17 protein-coding genes are annotated in these 18,004 nt (G+C 71.5%); 4 read left to right on the top strand and 13 right to left on the bottom strand.

All coding sequences use genetic code 11. The features are described 5' to 3' along the window. The first annotated feature begins 183 nt into the window (after window positions 1-183). Entirely contained in the window at window positions 184-1,635 is a 1,452-nt protein-coding gene (locus ABD817_RS27845) for an MFS transporter (RefSeq protein ID WP_344921137.1), read from the top strand. A gap of 240 nt (window positions 1,636-1,875) precedes the next feature. On the opposite strand, the gene ABD817_RS27840 is transcribed toward ABD817_RS27845, so the two are convergent. Both ABD817_RS27840 and ABD817_RS27835 read right to left on the bottom strand, forming a co-directional pair. Further along, window positions 1,876-2,160: a DUF1540 domain-containing protein gene (locus ABD817_RS27840; RefSeq protein ID WP_344921136.1), complete on the bottom strand. Its 285-nt coding sequence runs from the start codon at window positions 2,158-2,160 to the stop codon at window positions 1,876-1,878. Window positions 2,161-2,592: 432 nt separating this feature from the next. Beyond that, window positions 2,593-4,305 (bottom strand): right-handed parallel beta-helix repeat-containing protein, encoded by a 1,713-nt coding sequence (locus tag ABD817_RS27835; protein WP_344921135.1) that lies wholly within the window; start codon window positions 4,303-4,305, stop codon window positions 2,593-2,595. An 85-nt stretch (window positions 4,306-4,390) separates the two neighbouring features. Between ABD817_RS27835 and ABD817_RS27830 the strand changes: the two genes are divergently transcribed. Beyond that, on the top strand, window positions 4,391-5,440 hold the full coding sequence (locus ABD817_RS27830; RefSeq protein ID WP_344921133.1) for a TetR/AcrR family transcriptional regulator: 1,050 nt from the start codon (window positions 4,391-4,393) through the stop codon (window positions 5,438-5,440). Between the two features lie 149 nt (window positions 5,441-5,589). Here the strand turns inward: ABD817_RS27830 and ABD817_RS27825 are convergent, their stop codons facing one another. From ABD817_RS27825 to ABD817_RS27810, 4 genes are all read right to left on the bottom strand, one after another. Next, the gene (locus ABD817_RS27825) at window positions 5,590-6,699 is read right to left on the bottom strand and encodes an LLM class flavin-dependent oxidoreductase (RefSeq protein WP_344921132.1); all 1,110 of its coding nucleotides are present in this window, start codon (window positions 6,697-6,699) and stop codon (window positions 5,590-5,592) included. Window positions 6,700-6,751: 52 nt separating this feature from the next. After that, complete coding sequence (locus tag ABD817_RS27820) at window positions 6,752-7,750, bottom strand: ABC transporter substrate-binding protein (protein ID WP_344921131.1); 999 nt, start codon at window positions 7,748-7,750, stop codon at window positions 6,752-6,754. Further along, window positions 7,747-8,436 carry an ABC transporter ATP-binding protein gene (locus tag ABD817_RS27815; RefSeq protein WP_344921130.1) on the bottom strand — a complete coding sequence of 230 codons (690 nt, stop codon included), beginning with the start codon at window positions 8,434-8,436 and terminating at the stop codon, window positions 7,747-7,749. Before ABD817_RS27815 ends, ABD817_RS27820 begins: the two co-directional genes overlap by 4 nt. Window positions 8,437-8,630: 194 nt before the next feature. Continuing rightward, window positions 8,631-9,461, bottom strand: a complete 831-nt coding sequence (locus ABD817_RS27810) for an ABC transporter permease (RefSeq protein WP_344921129.1) — start codon at window positions 9,459-9,461, stop codon at window positions 8,631-8,633. A 167-nt stretch (window positions 9,462-9,628) separates the two neighbouring features. Between ABD817_RS27810 and ABD817_RS27805 the strand changes: the two genes are divergently transcribed. Together ABD817_RS27805 and ABD817_RS27800 are read left to right on the top strand one after the other, a co-directional pair. Then, a complete protein-coding gene (locus ABD817_RS27805; protein ID WP_344921128.1) occupies window positions 9,629-10,111 on the top strand; it encodes a cation:proton antiporter regulatory subunit in 483 nt (160 codons plus the stop codon). Window positions 10,112-10,197: 86 nt separating this feature from the next. After that, entirely contained in the window at window positions 10,198-11,277 is a 1,080-nt protein-coding gene (locus ABD817_RS27800; RefSeq protein WP_425583413.1) for a cation:proton antiporter, read from the top strand. 56 nt (window positions 11,278-11,333) lie between these two features. Here the strand turns inward: ABD817_RS27800 and ABD817_RS27795 are convergent, their stop codons facing one another. The 7 genes from ABD817_RS27795 to ABD817_RS27765 form a co-directional block, all read right to left on the bottom strand. Next, entirely contained in the window at window positions 11,334-11,705 is a 372-nt protein-coding gene (locus ABD817_RS27795) for a VOC family protein (protein WP_344921126.1), read from the bottom strand. Window positions 11,706-11,741: 36 nt separating this feature from the next. Further along, entirely contained in the window at window positions 11,742-12,113 is a 372-nt protein-coding gene (locus tag ABD817_RS27790; protein WP_344921125.1) for a VOC family protein, read from the bottom strand. A 231-nt stretch (window positions 12,114-12,344) separates the two neighbouring features. Continuing rightward, a complete protein-coding gene (locus ABD817_RS27785) occupies window positions 12,345-12,692 on the bottom strand; it encodes a hypothetical protein (protein WP_344921124.1) in 348 nt (115 codons plus the stop codon). Between the two features lie 472 nt (window positions 12,693-13,164). Further along, the gene (locus ABD817_RS27780) at window positions 13,165-14,298 is read right to left on the bottom strand and encodes an MsnO8 family LLM class oxidoreductase (RefSeq protein ID WP_344921122.1); all 1,134 of its coding nucleotides are present in this window, start codon (window positions 14,296-14,298) and stop codon (window positions 13,165-13,167) included. Further along, window positions 14,295-15,419 carry an LLM class flavin-dependent oxidoreductase gene (locus tag ABD817_RS27775; protein ID WP_344921121.1) on the bottom strand — a complete coding sequence of 375 codons (1,125 nt, stop codon included), beginning with the start codon at window positions 15,417-15,419 and terminating at the stop codon, window positions 14,295-14,297. Before ABD817_RS27775 ends, ABD817_RS27780 begins: the two co-directional genes overlap by 4 nt. Continuing rightward, entirely contained in the window at window positions 15,416-16,741 is a 1,326-nt protein-coding gene (locus ABD817_RS27770) for an NtaA/DmoA family FMN-dependent monooxygenase (protein ID WP_344921120.1), read from the bottom strand. The genes ABD817_RS27775 and ABD817_RS27770 overlap by 4 nt, the downstream gene beginning before the upstream one ends. Then, a complete protein-coding gene (locus ABD817_RS27765; RefSeq protein ID WP_344921119.1) occupies window positions 16,738-17,946 on the bottom strand; it encodes an LLM class flavin-dependent oxidoreductase in 1,209 nt (402 codons plus the stop codon). Before ABD817_RS27765 ends, ABD817_RS27770 begins: the two co-directional genes overlap by 4 nt. Window positions 17,947-18,004 lie beyond the last annotated feature (58 nt).

Here is an 18,004-nt window from a genome sequence, read left to right as displayed (position 1 = left end):
CCCGATTTCCGGCCCTCGCGGGTGCGCTCCCGGGGCTCGGATCGCGACCTGTGATTAGGAAGGTGGAAAAGGGTACGTATGCGCTGCTGAAAGGTGGAGAGCTCGACCGGAGACGGGGAACGAGGCGGTCATGACGATCCTCAGCCGACCAGGGGCCGGGGCATCGTTCCCCCACGCGGCCGGATGAGCACCGGACCGGACAGGGTGACGTCCTCCCGGGACCGCGAGGGAGCGGATCCGCGCCGCTGGAAGGCGCTGACCGTCTGCCTCGTCGCCGGTTTCATGACCCTGCTCGACGTCAGCATCGTCAACGTGGCGCTGCCCTCCATCCGCACCGGCCTGGACGCCCCGCAGAGCGCCCTGCAGTGGGTGGTCTCCGGGTACGCGCTCACCTTCGGGCTGGTGCTGGTCCCCGCCGGGCGGTTCGGCGACATGCACGGCCGGCGCGACGCGTTCGTCTTCGGCGTCGTCCTGTTCACCGTGGCCAGCGCGGCGGCCGGGCTCGCCCAGAACCCGGCCCTGCTGGTCATCGCGAGACTCGTGCAGGGGGTGGCGGGCGGAGTGATCAACCCGCAGGTGAGCGGGCTGATCCAGCAGCTCTTCCGGGGAGCGGAGCGAGGCAGGGCGTTCGGGATGCTGGGTACCGTCATCGGCGTCTCGACCGCGATCGGCCCGCTGCTCGGCGGGATGCTCATCAACCTCGGCGGCGACACCGACGGGTGGCGCCTCGTCTTCTACGTCAACGTGCCGATCGGCATCCTGGCCGTGGTCCTGGCGTACCGCTACATCCGGCCCCCGGTGGGCGAGAGGCGCCCCCGGGAGAACATGGACCCGGTGGGCGTGCTGCTGCTCGCCACCGGCGTCGTCCTGGTGCTCCTGCCGCTCGTCGAGGGGCAGGAGTGGAGCGCCGCGGCGAAGTGGCCGGCCCTGCTCGCCGGACTCGCCGTGCTCGCCGCCTTCACGGCCTGGGAGCGCCGGTACGGGCGGCACCACCAGCCGGTCGTCGACCTGTCCCTGTTCCGCAGGCGCTCGTACGCGCTCGGCGCCCTGCTCGGGGCGCTCTACTTCGCGGGCTTCACCGCGATCTTCTTCATCCTCACCCTGTACCTGCAGAACGGCCTGGGCTACTCGGCCCTGGAGGCGGGGCTGGCGACCACGCCGTTCGCGGCGGGGTCGGCCGTGACCGCCCTGTTCGGCGGCAGGATCGTCACCCGGCTGGGCCGCCCGCTGGTGGTCGCCGGGCTGGTGACGGTCGCGGTCTCCCTGGCCGTCACCGCGCTCGCCGTGGAACTGGTCCCCGGCACGCACGTGGCCTGGGCCACCGCGCTGCCGCTGCTCCTCGCCGGGCTGGGCAGCGGCCTGGTGATCTCCCCGAACCAGACGCTGACCCTGTCCGAGGTGCCGATCCCCAGGGCGGGCGCCGCGGGGGGCGTGCTCCAGACGGGACAGCGCATCGGCGCCGCCGTCGGCATCGCGGCGATCGGCTCGGTGTTCTTCTCCGAGGTCGCCTCCTCGCACGGCGACTACGCGACGGCGTTCCGGCACTCGCTGCTGGTCACCATCGCCTTCGTGCTGGTCGCGCTGGCCGTGGCCGTCATCGACGTGATCACCTCCCGCCGGGCCGCCCGGCCCTGAGCGCCCGCCCGGCCTCCCGGCCCGCACCCGGCGGAACACTCGTCCGCTCCTGGAATCCAGGAAGCCGTCAGGGTGATCGATCGCCGTGGCGGCTTCGGTGTTTCCGGCCGGTGGCGAGCCTGTCGAGGGCTTCGTACAGGACAACCGGCCTATGGCGAAGGCCGCCAACAGGAGCGGCGTCCGGACGACGTCGTCTTCCCGAGGGCGTGGCGTCCGTCGTCCTGACCGGGCCGCCCGGCGCTAGGCGGGCGCGTACGTGAGGCAGTCGATGTCCTGCTGCGCGTAGCCGACGACGATGCCGGATGCCTGGCACTCGTACTGGACGTTGTGCTGGCAGTTGGCCATCTTGCAGGCGCCGACGCGGCCGGTGGCGGCCGGGTCGCCGCCCTTCGACGGGACCTTGAAGAAGGTCTCGCACTCCGCGTGGCTGCTGTTGCCGACCGTGATGGCCAGGGCGTGGCAGACGTGTTCCGTGTTGTACGCGCACGCCTCGACCTGGCACTCGTTGACCGCGGGCATCTCCATGGCTGAACTCTCCTAGGGCTCGGGCCGGTCCCGGGCTCGACGAGCCATCGCCGGGGCCATCACCCATTGGTTTGTCTGGTTGTCACCGCTTGGCAGCGCCGGCACGTCCGGCCGGCGCTCTGGTCGTCGAGCTGCTTACGCACCGTGTCCCGATCACGATCTTCGATTCGCGATCGGACGGGCGTGACCCGTGCCCGCACGCGGGCCCAGGACTACCCGTCTCATACCGCGCCCGGATCGCCTTCACGCTCACGCCGCCCCCAAGGCTTCCCCAAGAGGGACCTCCCGTACGGCCGGGAGCCCTCGGAGAACCGGGAAACGCCGGGGCGGGCCGCGACCGCCCCGGCCACCGTACGAGCGCGGAGATCACCGGCCGGGGCGCCCGTACGGACGCCGGGGTCACCGGCGGAGGCGTCGTACGGGCGCCGTCGGTCACCGGCCGAGCAGGTGGGCGTAGCCCGGTTCCAGGCCCGCTCGCGCGACGATGTCCGCCGTACGGGCCTCGAAGTCCTTCTCGTCGGCCAGTGTCACGTTGTCCTCCAGGGTGACGCCCTCCGGCGGGTCGCCCAGGCCCACGGGGTCGGCGTCCCAGACGTTGCCGCGGAAGACGACGTTCTCCAGTGGCGGCCAGACCTGCAGGGTGGCGGTGTTGTCGGCGCGCTGGACGGCGTTGCCCTCGACGGTGACCCAGGCGGCGCCGTAGTCGGTGTAGAGCGCGAAGTTGTACGGCGTGAGGGTGTCGCGCACGACGTTGCCTCGGATCACCGCGCCGTTGTCGTGGGAGTCGCCCTGCGGGCCCGACAGGTAGACGCCGCCGCCGTCGGCCAGCACCTTCAGCGTGTTGAAGGTGAGGTTGCGCATGACCCGGGTGCTCTTGCCGGGGCCGAGCACGATGCCGCAGTGCGGGACGTCGTTCACCTGGTTGTGCGCGAGCGTGGAGTCCTCGCTCGCGGACACCGCGATGCCGGGCGAGCCGGAGTACTCCACGCCGATGTCGTGGACCCAGTTGTTCTCGATCCTGGCGCCACGGCTCTCACCGATCGAGACGCCGCCGCCGCAGACGTCCTCGAACACGTTGCCCCGCACTAGGATCCCGGTGCCGCCGGAGAGACGCAGGGCCGTGGCGCCCAGCCTGGTGAAGCGGCAGCCTTCGACCGTGACGCGCTCGGTGCCCTCGAACACGACGTTCGCGGGGATCGTCAGCGACTCCCCCGGCACCGTCACCCACGCCCCCTCGGCGAAGGAGATCTTCTCGATGGGACCGCCGTCGTAGTAACCGGCGCCGTGGTAGTGCAGGAAACCCTCGGGACTGCTCGGCCGCATCCAGGTGGCGTCGGCGAAGGTGATGCCCAGGAAGGCGACGTCGCCGGCGCCGGTGACCTTGACCAGCTCCTCCAGTACGGGCGCGACGACCTCCGTCCGCCCGGGATCCTCGCCGGGACGCGGCCGGTAGTGCAGGACGTGGCGGCCGGGGCGGGACCTGTCGAGGGCGAAGGTGCCCGGTTCGGTCAGGAAGCCCACGCCGTTCTCCACCCGGGTCGGCAGACCGGGGCCGTAGGACTCGCCGCCGCCCTCCCACGGGACGACCGAGTTGTAGAGCTCGATCGCCCAGCCGAAGGCGGGCTGGGCCATGGTGACGGTGGTGGAGTGCTCGTCACCCTCGACGGCGGCGACGCCGAGGCGGGCCTCCGTCCACGGGTAGACGCCGCGCAGGACGAACTCGACGTCGCCGGGGTTGCCCCAGCTCTGCGGGGCCGTGCTGTCGGTGACGTAACCCGTGTCGGTTCTGGTGGCGTTCCCGGGAACGGTGTCGATCGCGGACCGCTCGGCCCTGCGGCCGTCGATGTAGAGCCGGCGGGTGTCGAGGTCGCCGACCTCGGCCAGCCAGACGCCGTCCCGCTCGCGCCAGCCGGTGATCCTCCGGCCGCCGCTGACGACGGCCTCGCCCTCGGCCCGGTAGGTCACGCCGGAGTCGGCCTCGGTGAGCTGGAACGTTTCGGCGAGCCGGTGGGTGCCCGTCAGCAGGTTGACCACGGCGCCCGTGCCACGGGCCAGGTCACGGGCGTGGGTGAGGGTCGCGAGGGGCCGTTCGCGGGTGCCGGGCCAGGTGTCGTCACCGGAGGGAGAGACGTAGAGCTCTTTCAAAGACACTCCTCGTTTATAATGTAAACAGAGCTATACAGCATAAACATATATTAGGGTCGGGCGTCAAACCCAAGGAGGAGGACGGATGGCCGTCGAGGAGGATCCGGACCGGACGGTCGAGTTGCTGTGGCGGGAGCCACGGGAGGCCACCCCGAGACAGGGACTGAGCCTCGACGCGATCGTGCGCGCGGCCGTCGAGATCGCCGACGTCGACGGGATCGAGGGGTTGTCCATGCGCCGGGTCGGCGAACGGCTCGGTTTCACCAGCATGTCGCTGTACCGGCACGTACCGGGCAAGGCCCAGCTCGTCGACCTGATGTGCGACGCGGTGATGGGCGACGTCGCGGCAGACGCCGTACCGGGCGGCTGGGTGGCCTACGCGGTGACGAAGGAGACGGGCGACGACGCCTCGAAGGACGCGGCGACGAAAGAGGTGGGTGATGACGCCTCAGCGGACGCGGCGAGGAAGGAGAGGGGTGGCGGCACCTCGTCGGGCGTGATGAGAGACGAGGCGGGCGCGCCGCACGGGTGGCGCGAGGCGGTCGAGGGGTGGGCGCGGCGCGGCTGGGCCCTGTGCCGCCGCCATCCCTGGCTGGCCGGGGCGCGCGGCACCCGGCACGTTCCCGGCCCGAACTCCATCGCCCACTTCGAGTACGCGCTCAGCACCGTGGCGGGGATCGGCCTGAGACCCTCCGAGATGATCGCCGTGGTGGGCCTCGTCGGCCGGTTCGTGGACAGCGAGGCGGCGAGGGCCGCGGAGATCTCCAGGGTCGAGCGGCACACCGGAGTCTCCGAGGAGGAGTGGTGGGGCGCCAGGAGCTCCCTGTACGAGAAGCTCCACCTTTACCCCACGCTGACCCACATCTGGGAGGCGGGCGGCTACGACGAGCCGGAAGACTCCTTCGAGTTCGGTCTGCGGCGCGTCCTGGACGGCGTCGAGGCACTGGTCCGTGAGCGTGATGTAAAGCGTGACGAAACTGCTTCATGCGTGATGTGTGGAACGAGCATGGACCAGGCGGAGGCGGGCCGCCCCCGCGCCTACTGCTCGCGGGCCTGCCAGCAACGCGCCTACCGCAGGCGCCATCGGTCCACACCGTCCACACCACGGCCGAGCGACCCCCGGGGCGGGGCGTGACCCGGCCGAACGGGTTCCGGCGGGGCGGATGCCAACCGGTCACGTTCGGGCCCGGTGAGTTCCGCCCGGCCGGAAACCGGCGAAGCGGGCTCCGCCGTGGTCCCGGTCGCGGAACCCGTTTCGGCTTCGGTCGCGGGACGCGCCCGCCCCTACCGTGAGACGGGCGCGGCGGCGAAGCGGGGAAGTACGTTCTCGCCGAACCAGTACGACTCCTCCAGGTGGGGGTAGCCGGACAGGACGAACTCCTCGATGCCGAGCGAGGCGTACTCCTCGATCCGCTCGGCGACCTGGGAGTGGCTGCCGACCAGGGCGGTTCCGGCGCCGCCCCTGACGAGACCGACCCCGGCCCAGAGGTTCGGGTGGATCTCCAGGTCGCGGGCGGTGCCACCGGCGAAGCCCTCGTGCAGTTCCAGCATGCGTTTCTGGCCGACCGACTCGCTGCGGCCCAGCAGTTTCCTGGCCGAGATGATGTCGGCCGGGTCGATGGCGGCCAGCAGCCGTTCCGCCTCCGCCCAGGCGTCGCGCTCGGTGTCGCGGGTGATCACGTGCAGCCGGATGCCGAAGCGGAGTTTGCGGCCCTGTTCCTCGGCCAGCCCTCGGATCCACTCGATCTTCCTCGCCACCTGCTCCGGGGGCTCGCCCCAGGTGAGGTAGACGTCCACGTGCCTGGCCGCGACCGGTCCCGCCGCCGGTGAGGAGCCACCGAAGTAGATCTCCGGGACGGGGTCGGGCGTCTCGGACACCATCGCGCCGTCGACGCGGTAGTGCGTGCCGTCGAAGTCGTACGGGGTGCCGCTCCACGCGCCGCGCACGATCGACAGGAACTCGTCGGTGCGCTCGTAGCGTTCGTCCTTGGACAGGTGGTCGCCGAACCTGGCCTGTTCGACGGTCTCCCCGCCGGTCACCACGTTGAGCAGGAGCCTGCCGCGCGAGAGCCGCTGGTAGGTGGCGGCCATCTGCGCGGCCAGGGTCGGGGACATGAAGCCCGGCCGGAACGCGACGAGAAACCTCAGCCGCTCGGTCTCGCGGGTCAGCGCGGCGGTGACCAGCCAGGCGTCCTCGCACCAGGTGCCGGTCGGGGTGAGGACCGCCTCGAAGCCGAGCTGCTCGGCGGAGCGGGCGACCTGCGCGAGATACTCGATGTCCGGCGCGCGGAACGCCGCCGCCTCGGAGCGGCCGTGCCCTCTGGCGAGGCCGTGGCCGCCCCCGGTGAGGACCCGGCTGTCACCGGCGGTGGGCAGGAACCAGTGGAACTTCATCGGGTGCCTCCGGACCTCGAAAAGGACCTCGAAAAGAACGACGCGAGCGGCGTCACGAGGGGTTCTCCAGGGTGGCGTCGAACCGGGTGTCGACGACGTCGGCGAACGTGACGGGTACCGGGATGAGCTTGGCCTCGCTGAAGGCGTCGGCCACGAGCTGCTCGCGCTCGACGACGTCCCCGGCGAGCTTGAGGTCCTTGAACGAACTGCGCTTGATCGCCGTGCTGACGATCCCCTGCTCAAGCCCGGTGAGCTCGGAGAAGATCTTGGCCCACTCGTCCTGGTGGTCGTTGGCCCACTGGTGCGCCTTGCGGATCCGCGTCACCCAGTCGCCCAGTGCCGCCGTACGGGCCGGGTCGGCGAGAGTGTCCTTGCCCGCGATCTGGAACTCGAAGCCGTTGGCGTAGCCCTCGCCGTCGACCAGGATGCGCGCCTTGGTCTGGGCCTCGGCCTGGGCGGTGTAGGGGTCCCAGATGGCCCAGGCGTCGATCTTTCCGGAGGAGAGCGCGGCGAGGGCGTCCGGCGGCTGGAGGTACTGCGGCTGGATGTCGTCGAAGCTCAGCCCCTCCTTCTTCAGCACGGCCAGCAGGTGGAAGTTCGCGGAGCTGCCCTTGGCCACGGCGACGCGCTTGCCGCGCAGGTCTGCCGGGGCCTTGATGGGCGAGTCGGCCGGGACGACGACGGCCTGGCCGCCGACGCCCTTCTCCGCGACCGCGACGACGGAGATCTTCGCCCCGGCGGCGGCGGCGAAGACCGGCGGGGCGTTGCCCACCGCGCCGAAGTCCAGGGAACCGGCGTTGATCGCCTCCAGGATCGGCGGCCCCGAGGTGAACTGGGACCAGGTGACCTTGTACTTGACGTCGTCGAGCTGACCGGCCGCCGTCAGCAGCGCCTGCAGACCCGTGCCCTTCTGGTCGCCGACGCGCAGCGTCACCTGGGACAGGTCGACCGAGCCGTCGGCGCGGACGCTTTGTTCCTCCCCCGCCCCGCAGGCGGCGGTGACGGTGAGGAGCAGTGCCGCGGCGATCAGGGCGGTGACACGACGTTTCATGCGGTTCCTTCCGGGGTGACGCCCAGCCGGTCGAGCAGGGTGGAGCGCAGTGCGATGAGATCGGGGTGGTCGCGGTGGCGGGGCCGGGGCAGCTCGATCCTGGACTCGTGGGCGATGGCGCCCCCGTCGAGCACCAGGACGCGGTCGGCGAGCAGCATCGCCTCGTCCACGTCGTGGGTGACGAGCAGGATGCCGGGGCGGTGCCTCGCCCACAGGTCGAGGACGAGCCGGTGGATGGTGATGCGGGTCAGCGCGTCCAGGGCACTGAACGGCTCGTCCAGCAGGAGCAGCCCGGGTTCGCGGACCAGCGCCCTGGCCAGGGAGGCCCGCTGGGCCTCGCCGCCCGACAGGGTGAGTGGCCAGGCGTCGCGCAACCCGCCGAGGCCGACCTCCTCCAGCGCGGCCAGCGCGGCGGCGCTCGGGTCGGGGGCGCGCAGGCCGAGGGCGACGTTGGCCAGGACCCGCTTCCACGGCACGAGCCGGGGTTCCTGGAAGGCCACGGCGACGGTGCCGCCGACCTCGACCTCGCCCTCGGCACCGGGGTCGAGCCCCGCGAGCACCCGCAGGAGGGTGGACTTGCCCGAGCCGCTGCGGCCGAGCAGGGCGACGAACTCGCCCCGGGCGATCTCCAGGTCGACCCCGTCGAGGACCCGCCGTTCCCCGAAGTCCCGGGTGAGCCTCCGCACGGCCGCCACCGGGACCGCCGTGCGGGACGGGGTCTCCGCAGAAGGACGGGGGTCCGTGTGGGACGGAGCCTCCGCAGAGGGACGGGGCTCCGTGCGGGACGGAGCCTCCGCAGAAGGACGGGGGTCCGTGCGGGGCGGGGCCTCCGCGGCGGACCGGGAGTCGGCGCGCGCGGGCGCCTCCGTACGGGACGAGGTCAGCGTGACAGGAAATTCTGCCGCCATGACAGGGCCCTCCTCTCCAGCAGGCGCACCAGCGCGTCCGTCAGCAGGCCGAGGATCGCGTAGACGATCAGGCCGACGACGATCACGTCGGTGCGCAGGAACTCCCGGGCATTGTTGATCATGTATCCCAGTCCGGCGTCCGCGTTGATCTGCTCGGCCACGATCAGCGCCAGCCAGGCCACGCCCAGGCTCTGCCGCAGGCCGACGAGGGTCTGGGCCAGCGCGCCCGGCAGGACGATGTGGGTGACCGTCTCCGTACGGCTCAGCCGCAGCACCCGGGCCACCTCGGCGAGCCTGCCGTCGACGCCGCGGATCCCGGAGAAGGTGTTGAGATAGAGCGGGAAGACCACACCGAGGGCGACCAGGGCCACCTTGGGGGTCTCCCCGATGCCGAACCAGAGGATGAACAGCGGGATCAGGCCGAACAGCGGGAGCGCCCGCAGCATCTGCAGCGGCGGGTCGACGGCGTTCTCCCCCACCCGGCTGAGCCCGGCGACCAGGGCGAGGCCGATCCCGGCGACCGCGCCGAGGGTGAAGCCGATCACGGCCCGCTGCAGCGAGACGGCGATCGCCTCGGGCAGAACGCCTTCCTGGACGAGCCCGGCGGCGGTGGTGAGGATCTTGAGGGGCGAGGCGAGGAGCCGCTCCGGCAGGAGTCCTGTGGTGCTGGCGACCTGCCATACGACGACGATGACCAGGGGACTGGCGAGGCGCTGCCAGGCGGTGGCGGAGAGCAGGGGGACGCGTGACCGTGTTCGCACGGCCCGTTGTCGCATCCCCGCGTCGACGGCGGGAGCGGACACGGAAGACCTCATTCACGGCGGGGGGCTGGGTTCCCGCCAATCGTCCGGCAAATAACCCACAAAGTCAATCGGTAATACGGGTAATTGCCGATGACGCGTCCCTGCGCCCCGATTGGTAGGTTTTCCGTAAAGGACATAACGCACGCGTACGCGGAGGAGCTGGCACGGTGGAGGTCGAGCAGACGGCACTGCCCGGTATAGGACTGCGACACGAGTTCACCACGCGGTCGGGCAGGCGCATCGGGATCGTCTCTCACCGCACCGGCCGCCGTGACCTGGTGATATACGACCCCGATGATCCCGACCGCGCGTGCGAGACCGTCAAGCTGAACGACGAGGAGGCCGACGCGCTCGCCGAGCTGCTCGGCGCCCCGCGCATCGTGCAGCGCCTCAACGCCCTGCACCGCGAGGTCGAGGGTCTGGTCAGCCTGCAGCTGCCGATCGTGCCCGGCTCCCCGTACTCCGGCCGGCCGATGGGTGACGCGCGCGTCCGCACCCGCACCGGCGCCTCCATCGTGGCCGTGGTGCGCGAGGGTCAGGTGTTCGCCAGCCCCGCCCCCGACTTCCCCCTGTCCGAGGGTGACGTGGTGGTCGTGGTGGGCAGCCCGGAGAGCACATCCGCCGTCTCCGACATCCTTTCCGGCGGGTAGGGCACCGGGTGCACACTGCGATTCTTTTCCTTGAGCTCGGTGCTGTCCTTCTTGGGCTCGGCATACTTGGAGCACTCGCCCTGAAGGTGGGCATCTCGCCCATCCCCCTCTACCTCATCGCCGGTCTGGCCTTCGGCACCGGCGGCATCCTGCCCCTCGCCACCAGCGAGGAGTTCATCGCGGTCGGCGCCGAGCTCGGCGTGATCCTGCTGTTGCTCACCCTCGGCCTGGAGTACAACGCCGACGAGCTCGTGACGAGCCTGAAGGGCAACGCGCGCGCGGGCGTCGTCGACCTGGTGCTCAACGCGGCGCCGGGCGCGATCGCCGCGCTGCTGCTGGGCTGGGGTCCGGTGGCCGCCATCGCGATGGCCGGTGTCACGTACGCGACCTCCTCGGGCATCACCGCGAAGGTCCTGTCCGACCTGGGGTGGATCGGTAACCGCGAGACGCCGGTGGTGCTGTCGCTGCTGGTCTTCGAGGACCTGACGATGGCCGTCTACCTGCCGATCCTCACCGCGGTGCTGGCCGGGGTGAGCTTCGCCGGTGGCGCGGTCACCGTGGCGATCGCGCTGGCCACGGTCAGCGTCGTGCTGCTGGTCGCGCTCCGCTACGGCAGGTTCATCGAGGCCTTCGTCTCCAGCCCCAACTCCGAGGTGCTGTTGCTGAAGGTCGTCGGCCTCGCGCTGCTGGTCGCCGGGGTGGCGCAGCAGTTGCAGGTCTCGGCCGCGGTCGGCGCCTTCCTGGTCGGCATCGCGCTCTCGGGCGAGCTGGCCGAGGACGCGCAGGCGCTGCTCACCCCGATCCGCGACCTGTTCGCCGCGGTGTTCTTCGTCTTCTTCGGCCTGCAGACCGACCCGGGCAAGATCCTGCCGGTCGCCGGGCTGGCCGCGCTGCTCGCCCTGGTCAGCATGATCACGAAGCTGCTCACCGGCGCCTACGCCGCCCGCCGGGCGGGCATCGCCAAGGCCGGGCGGGCGCGGGCCGGTATCGCGCTCATCCCCCGGGGCGAGTTCAACATCGTGATCGCCGGGCTCGCGGTGGCCGCCGGGGTCCATCCCGACCTGGGACCGCTGGCCGCCGCGTACGTCCTCATCCTCGCCGCGTTCGGCCCGCTGGCCGCGCGGCTCGTCCAGCCCTTCATCACCGCCATCGCCAAGCGCGCCTGAGTCCCGCCCGGCCCGCCGGAGCGGCGGGCCGGGCGGGGTCTCCGGCACTCAGCCGGTCATCTCTCCTGGAGCACGGACAGGATGTTGCCCGCGGGGTCCTTGAACCACGCGATGTAGGGGCCTCCCTCTCGCACGACGCCCCTGTCGTCCTGCGGGAAGTCGTCGTACCGCTCGAAGACCACCCCGCGCCCGACCAGCCCGTCCACGGCGGCGTCGATGTCGTCCACCGGGAAGTTGAGGATGGTGTACGAGGCCGGGACGTGGCCGGGCTTCGGGTAGACCAGCACGTTCCCGCCCCCGGCGAGGTGCAGGGTCAGTATGCCGTTCTCCTCGGACACCTCCAGTCCGAGGGTCTCGGTGTAGAACCTCCTCGCCGTGTCGACGTCGTCCACCGCGAACCCACTGAACGCCTTGCTCTGCCGGAACATGCCTTCTCCTTCTCTTCCCGTCGTTTCCCGGACAGGTCATCGCCTCATGGTGGCGAGATACTCCTCGGTGAGCTCGATGATCTGGATGTAGTTGCCGTCCGGGTCGACCAGCGTGCCGAACAGCCCGACCTCCCGCCGCTCGATCTCGACCAGCCAGGTCACCCCCAGGCCGTCGAGATGCCCGGCCGTGGCGTGGGCGTCCTCCACGTGGAAATTGAAGATCACCCGTCCGGGCTCGGCGGTCGCCGGGGCGACGTCGGCCCGGTTCTCGAAGAGCACCCGGACACCGCCGAAGTCGATGAAGTTGTCTCCGAAGTGCTCGGGTTCCAGCGCCGCGAGATACCAGGCGCGGAGCCTGGCCGGGTCGGCGCTGCCAAGCAGGATGCTCCCGAGAGCAGAGGTTTTCACAGGGTCGTCCTTTCCCGCACCCGGCGAAGAGCCGTTCTCCTCCGGTTCTCACCGGTCTCCACCGGCTCTCCTCCGGTGACGGATCGCGCGGACGCCCCGGCGCGGGGCGTCTCACCCGGGACGTCGGAGCCCGCGACGGGTTCTCGACATCCCACCGGATCTTCCGGGAAAAAATTTCCGGCACCCGGCGGTGGCGACCGTAGCCGCCGCCGGGTGCCGAGGGTTGGAGACTCAGCGGATCACGCGGCAGAGCAGTGCCTCGTACGGGCCGGGCAGGGCGCTCATCACCACGTCGGTGGTCAGGTACTTGCACGCCAGGTACGGGTCTCCCTGCCCGAGATACCCCGACCCGTGGCAGCTGATGCCGTTGTTCCGGTAGAAGCCGATGTAGGCCGCCGAGTTCACCTTGGCCCTGCAGTAGTCGCCGACGTACAGCGGGCTGAAGACCAGGTCGACCGTGGCGAGCGACGCGGCGCTCCGGGCGGGACCGGCCGCGGCCCGCGCCGGGGAGCCGAGGGTGAGCACGGCGGCACCGGCGAGCACGGCGCAGGCGGCCGTCGCGAGGACGCTTCGGAGCATGGGGACCTCCTTGGGGCGGAGAATGGCCGTGGCATGTCTCGGTGCGGAAGCCCTCCTCGCGGCGGCCCGGCCGGGACGGGAGGTCACCGGGTGGGCGCCCGGTCCGGGGGGCGGCGGCTCACCGGGCGGTGTACCGAGGACGCGAGGGGTGAGATCGGGGGGGACTGGCCTGCCCATCGCAGTATTCAATAGGAAAGTTTCCTATGCAATCCCTCGCGGTCCGGTTCCGCGCGATGTCCCGTCCGCACGCGCCGGAGGCCCGTTTCCGGACCGGCCGGAAGTGACCCGGCGGTCCGGCGACCCGTTCTCGACGGCCTCACGGCGGGCCCTGCGGCGAGCCCCACGGCGGCCCCCACGGCGCCCCTGCGGCGGGCCCTACGGGCGGCCCCACAGCGGGGCCTCGCGGAGACCCCGCTCCGGCACAGGTCGCGCCCCGGGGCCGCGAAGCGCGGGCCCGGAGCGCGGCCGGGGCTCAGTGTCCTGCGGCGGACCCCTCCCATTCCTCGGCGAGCAGCTCGTAGGAGCGGACCCGGTCGGCGTGGTCGTGGGTCATGGTGGTGACGAGCAGTTCGTCGGCGCCGGTGACGTCGCGCAGCACGCGCAGCCTCTCCGCGACGGTCCGCGGGGAGCCGACGAACTGGGTGGCCAGCCGGTCGGCGACCAGCGCGCGGTCCTCCTTCGTCCACTCGTGGGCCGCGGCCTCGGCCGGTGTCGGGAACGGCATCGCCCCGGCGCCGGTGCGGATGCTGCGGACCCAGAGCCCGTACGGGGAGGCGAGCTCCCGGGCCGTCTCGTCGTCCTCCGCCACGACGACGTCGGCAGAGACGACCAGATAGGGCTCGGCGAGGACCTCCGAGGGCTTGAACGCCTCCCGGTACGCCTCCGCGGCCTCCAGCACCCCGGACGGGCTGACGTGGTAGTTCGCCGCGAACGGCAGTCCCCGCTCCCCCGCCACCTGCGCGCTCTGCCCGCCGCTGCTGCCCAGGATCCACACCTGGAGGTCCGCGCCCTCGCCCGGCGTGGCGTGCGCGGCCACCCCCTCGGGGGAACGGTAGGTCCCGGCCAGCAGTGCCGCGATGTCGTCCACCTGGTCGGCGAAGTCGGGGCTCTCCGCGCCCGGCTGCTGCAGCAGCGCGCCGTACAGGGAGAACAGCGGCGACTTCGCGAGCGCGGCGAAGGAGAACGCCTCCGGGATGAGCAGCCCGTCCACGACCCTGGCGGGTTTCGGCGGGGGCGGCGCCTTCTTCGCCAGCTCGGCGATCTCGGCCGTGCGCTGGCCCGACCGGCCCAGGCCGAGATCGACGCGGCCCGGGTGGAGCGCGTCGACGAGACCGAACTGCTCGACCACGGACAGCGCGGTCTGGTGGCCGACCTGGACGGCTCCCGAGCCGACCCTGATCGTGCTGGTCGCGGCGGCCACCAGGCCGATGAGCACGGCGGGGGCGGCGCCGGCGACGCCGGGCGCGAGGTGGTGCTCGGCGACCCAGTAGCGGCGGTAGCCGAACCCCTCGGCCCGCCGGGCCAGGTCCAGGGTGTTGCGCAGCGCGTCGCCGGCGGTGCCGCCGGAGGGGATGGGGGACAGGTCGAGGATCGACAGGGAGGTCATGGCCGCCTCTCGTCCCGCGAGCTCCCGGGGCTCCGGCTCCCGAGCGGCTCGGACCGCTCGGACCGCTCGGAGTCCTCGTGCCGGGGGAACGGCCTGCTGGGGATCTCCGCGCGCAGCACGGGGGCGATGTCACTCTGGAAGAGCTCCAGGGCCGTCCGGTGCTGTTTGTCGGTGAGGCCGTCCGCGTCGGCGTGCAGGTGCATCACCTCGTGCCCGAGCCGCTCGTGGTAGCGGTGGACCTTGTCGATGATCTGCTGCGGGCTGCCGACCAGGATCGAGCTGCGCTCGATCGCGTCCTCCAGGGTGTGGAAGACCGGGGTCACCCCGACCTTCTTGAACAGCTCCAGCCTGGCGTTGAAGATCGGCCGGTAGGTCTCGATCGCGTCCTGGGAGTTCTTGGTCGCGTAGTATCCGGCGGTGCCCGCGCCCACCAGCGCGTCGGCGGGGTCGTGGCCGTGGAACTCCCAGCGTTCCCGGTAGTGGCGGACCAGCTCGGCGTACGGCTCGACCGGGTTGCTGACGTTGGCGGAGAAGAGCGGGTCCCCGTACAGGGCGGCGAGCTCCACCGACTCCTCGCTGGTGGCGCTGCCGTGCCAGACGCGGACGGGCCGCTGCAGCGGGCGCGGCCAGGTCTCCGCGTCGGTCAGGGACGGCCGGAACCTCCCCGACCAGGTCACCCTGTCCTCCCGCCACAGGCGGCGGAACAGCTCGTAGCCCTCCCGGTTGCGGTCCCACTGGTCCTCACCGGTCACGTGGAACAGCTGGGCCTGCGCGGCGCCGTTGCCCTTGCCGATGATGAGTTCCAGACGGCCACCGGAGAGGTGGTCGAGGGTGGCGTAGTCCTCGTAGGCCCGTACGGGGTCCAGCAGGCTCAGCGTGGTGACCGCGGTGAACAATCTGATCGCCGACGTCCTGGCCGCGATGTGGCTGAGCACGACCGGCGGGGACGAGGAGATGAACGGGCGCTCGTGCCGCTCCCCGACGCCGAAGCCGTCAAAACCGAGCTCCTCGGCCAGTACGGCGTTCTCGACCACCTCGCGCAGGCGCGCGTTGGTCGACTTGAGCTCACCGGTGATGGGATCGGGACCGTGAACGATCAGGGTGATGGCCAGAAATTTCATCGTTCGTTCTCCAGGCCGAGGTGGCCCCGCAGCGTGGTGGTCTCGTACTCGGCGCGGAGGACCCCGCGCTCCTGCAGCAGCGGTACGACCGTGTCGACGAAGGCGTCCAGGCCACCGGGGGTGAGGTGCGGCACCAGGATGAAGCCGTCGGAGGCGTCGCTCTGCACGAACTCGTTGATCTCCTCGGCGACGCGCGAGGGCGAGCCGATGAAGGACTGCCTGCCGGTCACCTCGATGATCAGGTCGCGGATGCCGAGCTTCTTGGACTCGGCCAGGGCCCGCCACTCCGCCGCCGTCTTGAGCGGGTCGCGGGACATCCGGGTCCGGCCCTTGATGATCGAGTCGTCCGAGACGTCCGGGTCGATCTCGGGCAGCGGGCCCTCGGGGTCGTAGGCCGACAGGTCGCGGTTCCACAGCTGCTCCAGCAGCAGGATCGCGGTCTGCGGGCTGACCTGCTGGCGGCGGATGTGGTCGGCGTTCTCCTGGGCCTCGGCGTCGGTGTCGCCGAGCGCGAACGTGACACCGGGCAGGATCTTCAGGGAGTCGGGCGACCGGCCGTGCGCGGCCAGCCTCGACTTGACGTCCCGGTAGAAGGCCTGCCCCTCCTGGAGCCTGCTGTGCCGGGAGAAGATGGCGTCGGCGGTGGCCGCCGCGAAGGCCCTGCCCCCCTCGGAGTCCCCGGCCTGGATGGTGAGCGGGCGGCCCTGCGGGCTGCGCGGCACGGTGAAGTGGCCGCCGATGTCGAACTGGGCGCCCCGGTGGGCGAACTCCCCCGCCTCCGCCCTGGCGAACGTGCCCGCCGACGGGTCCGCGACGAGGTCCTCGGCGGCCCACGAGTCCCAGAGCTCGTTGACGGTCCGCACGAACTCCTCGGCCCGCTCGTAGCGCCGCGCGTGCTCCAGGAAACCGCCCCGGCGGAAGTTCTCCCCGGTGAACGCGTCGGAGGAGGTGACGACGTTCCACCCGGCCCGTCCGCCGGACAGGTGGTCGAGGGTGGCGAGCTTGCGGGCGAGCTCGTACGGCTCGTTGAAGGTGGCGTTGATCGTCCCGGCCAGGCCCAGGTGGTCGGTGACCGCGGCCAGGCCGGAGAGCACGGTGAGCGAGTCGGGGCGGCCGACCACGTCGAGGTCGTGGATCCTGCCGCGCTGCTCGCGCAGCCGCTGCCCGTCGGCGAGGAAGAAGAAGTCGAACCTCCCCCGCTCGGCGGTCCGCGCCAGGTGGGTGAACGAGGCGAAGTCGATCTGGCTGCCCGAGGCGGGATCGCTCCAGACCGTGTGGTTGTTCACGCCCGGGAAGTGGGCGGCGAGGATGACCTGCTTCATCGTCGGCTCCCTGCGTAGCGGCTGGCGGGTCGGGGCAGGCGGAGGTGGCCGCGCAGCGTGTCGGCCTCGTACGCGCGGCGGAAGGCGTCGCGTCCCTGGAGCTCGGGCACCAGGCCGCGCGTGATCGCGTTCAGGTCGGTCGGCAGCACGGCGGGCCGGAGCCTGAAGCCCTGCAGACCGGCCGCGCGCCACTCCAGGAGCAGGTCGGCGAGCTCGCCGGGCGTGCCCGTGAAGATCGCGGCGTCGGAGGTGTACGCGGCGCCGTCGAGTTCGTCGAGCCGGGCCCTGCGCTCGCGGGCCTCGTCCCCGTCCTCTCCCAGGAACACGACGAGGTCGGCGAAGATCTTCAGCTCGTCGGCGCCCGGGTCGCGCACCTCTCCGGCGATCTCGCGTACCTCCGTCACGACGGCCCGTACCCGCTCGGTGTCGTGCGGCGTGACGTAGACGACGTCGGCGCCGCGCGCGGCGAACTCGTACGGCTGCCGGGAGTGGGCCAGCGCGGTGACCAGCGGCTGCCCCTGGGGTGGCCTCGGCACGATGGAGGGCCCCTTGACGGTGAAGTGCTCGCCCTCGAAGTCGACGTAGTGGAGCCTGTCGCGGTCGACGAACCTGCCGGTGGCCACGTCGCGGATGACCGCGTCGTCCTCCCAGCTGTCCCAGAGGCGCCGCACCGCCTCCACGGCGTCGGCGGCGTCGCCGAACAGCTCCCGCACCAGGGGAGACCCGTCGATGTCGCCGAGGCTCTCCGGCGTCAGCTCGGGAACCTCCCGGCGGCCGAAGTGGGCGGTCTCGGTGTGGCGCCCGGAGATCTGGGCGCGCCATCCGGCCCGTCCGGAGCTGACGTAGTCGAGGGTGGCGATGGAACTGGCGACGTGGAAGGGCTCGGTGTGCGTGGTGGTGACCGTGGGCACCAGCCCGACCCTGCTCGTCAGCGGGGCGATCCTGGAGGCGACGAGGACGGCGTCCAGACGCCCGCGCACCTGGTCGGTACGGCCGTCGTGGCCGTCCAGGCGCGTGGTCTGCAGGGCGAGGGAGTCCTCGATGGTGACGAAGTCGAGGAGGCCGTGCTCGGCCTCGGCCACCAGGGCGGCCCAGTAGGCGGCGGTGAACAGGTCTTTCGGGGAGGCGGCGGGGTCACGCCAGGCCGCGGGATGCCATCCGGCGCCGTCGAGCGCGACGGCGAGATGCAAGGGAACTGCCGACATACGACGACAATAACACCAAAACCCTTAATCTCTACATGTTTAGTCGGTTATATCGCGG

This window comes from Streptosporangium oxazolinicum, assembly GCF_039537505.1.
Lineage (GTDB): Bacteria > Actinomycetota > Actinomycetes > Streptosporangiales > Streptosporangiaceae > Streptosporangium > Streptosporangium oxazolinicum.
This window is presented reverse-complemented; position numbering and strand designations above follow the sequence as displayed.

Coding starts and splice junctions, on each gene's coding strand:
- ABD817_RS27845 (WP_344921137.1), top strand. CDS start 184: ATGAGCACCGGACCGGACAGGGTGACGTCCTCCCGGGACCGCGAGGGA.
- ABD817_RS27840 (WP_344921136.1), bottom strand. CDS start 2,160: ATGGAGATGCCCGCGGTCAACGAGTGCCAGGTCGAGGCGTGCGCGTAC.
- ABD817_RS27830 (WP_344921133.1), top strand. CDS start 4,391: ATGGCCGTCGAGGAGGATCCGGACCGGACGGTCGAGTTGCTGTGGCGG.
- ABD817_RS27825 (WP_344921132.1), bottom strand. CDS start 6,699: ATGAAGTTCCACTGGTTCCTGCCCACCGCCGGTGACAGCCGGGTCCTC.
- ABD817_RS27820 (WP_344921131.1), bottom strand. CDS start 7,750: ATGAAACGTCGTGTCACCGCCCTGATCGCCGCGGCACTGCTCCTCACC.
- ABD817_RS27795 (WP_344921126.1), bottom strand. CDS start 11,705: ATGTTCCGGCAGAGCAAGGCGTTCAGTGGGTTCGCGGTGGACGACGTC.
- ABD817_RS27785 (WP_344921124.1), bottom strand. CDS start 12,692: ATGCTCCGAAGCGTCCTCGCGACGGCCGCCTGCGCCGTGCTCGCCGGT.
- ABD817_RS27780 (WP_344921122.1), bottom strand. CDS start 14,298: ATGACCTCCCTGTCGATCCTCGACCTGTCCCCCATCCCCTCCGGCGGC.
- ABD817_RS27775 (WP_344921121.1), bottom strand. CDS start 15,419: ATGAAATTTCTGGCCATCACCCTGATCGTTCACGGTCCCGATCCCATC.
- ABD817_RS27770 (WP_344921120.1), bottom strand. CDS start 16,741: ATGAAGCAGGTCATCCTCGCCGCCCACTTCCCGGGCGTGAACAACCAC.
- ABD817_RS27765 (WP_344921119.1), bottom strand. CDS start 17,946: ATGTCGGCAGTTCCCTTGCATCTCGCCGTCGCGCTCGACGGCGCCGGA.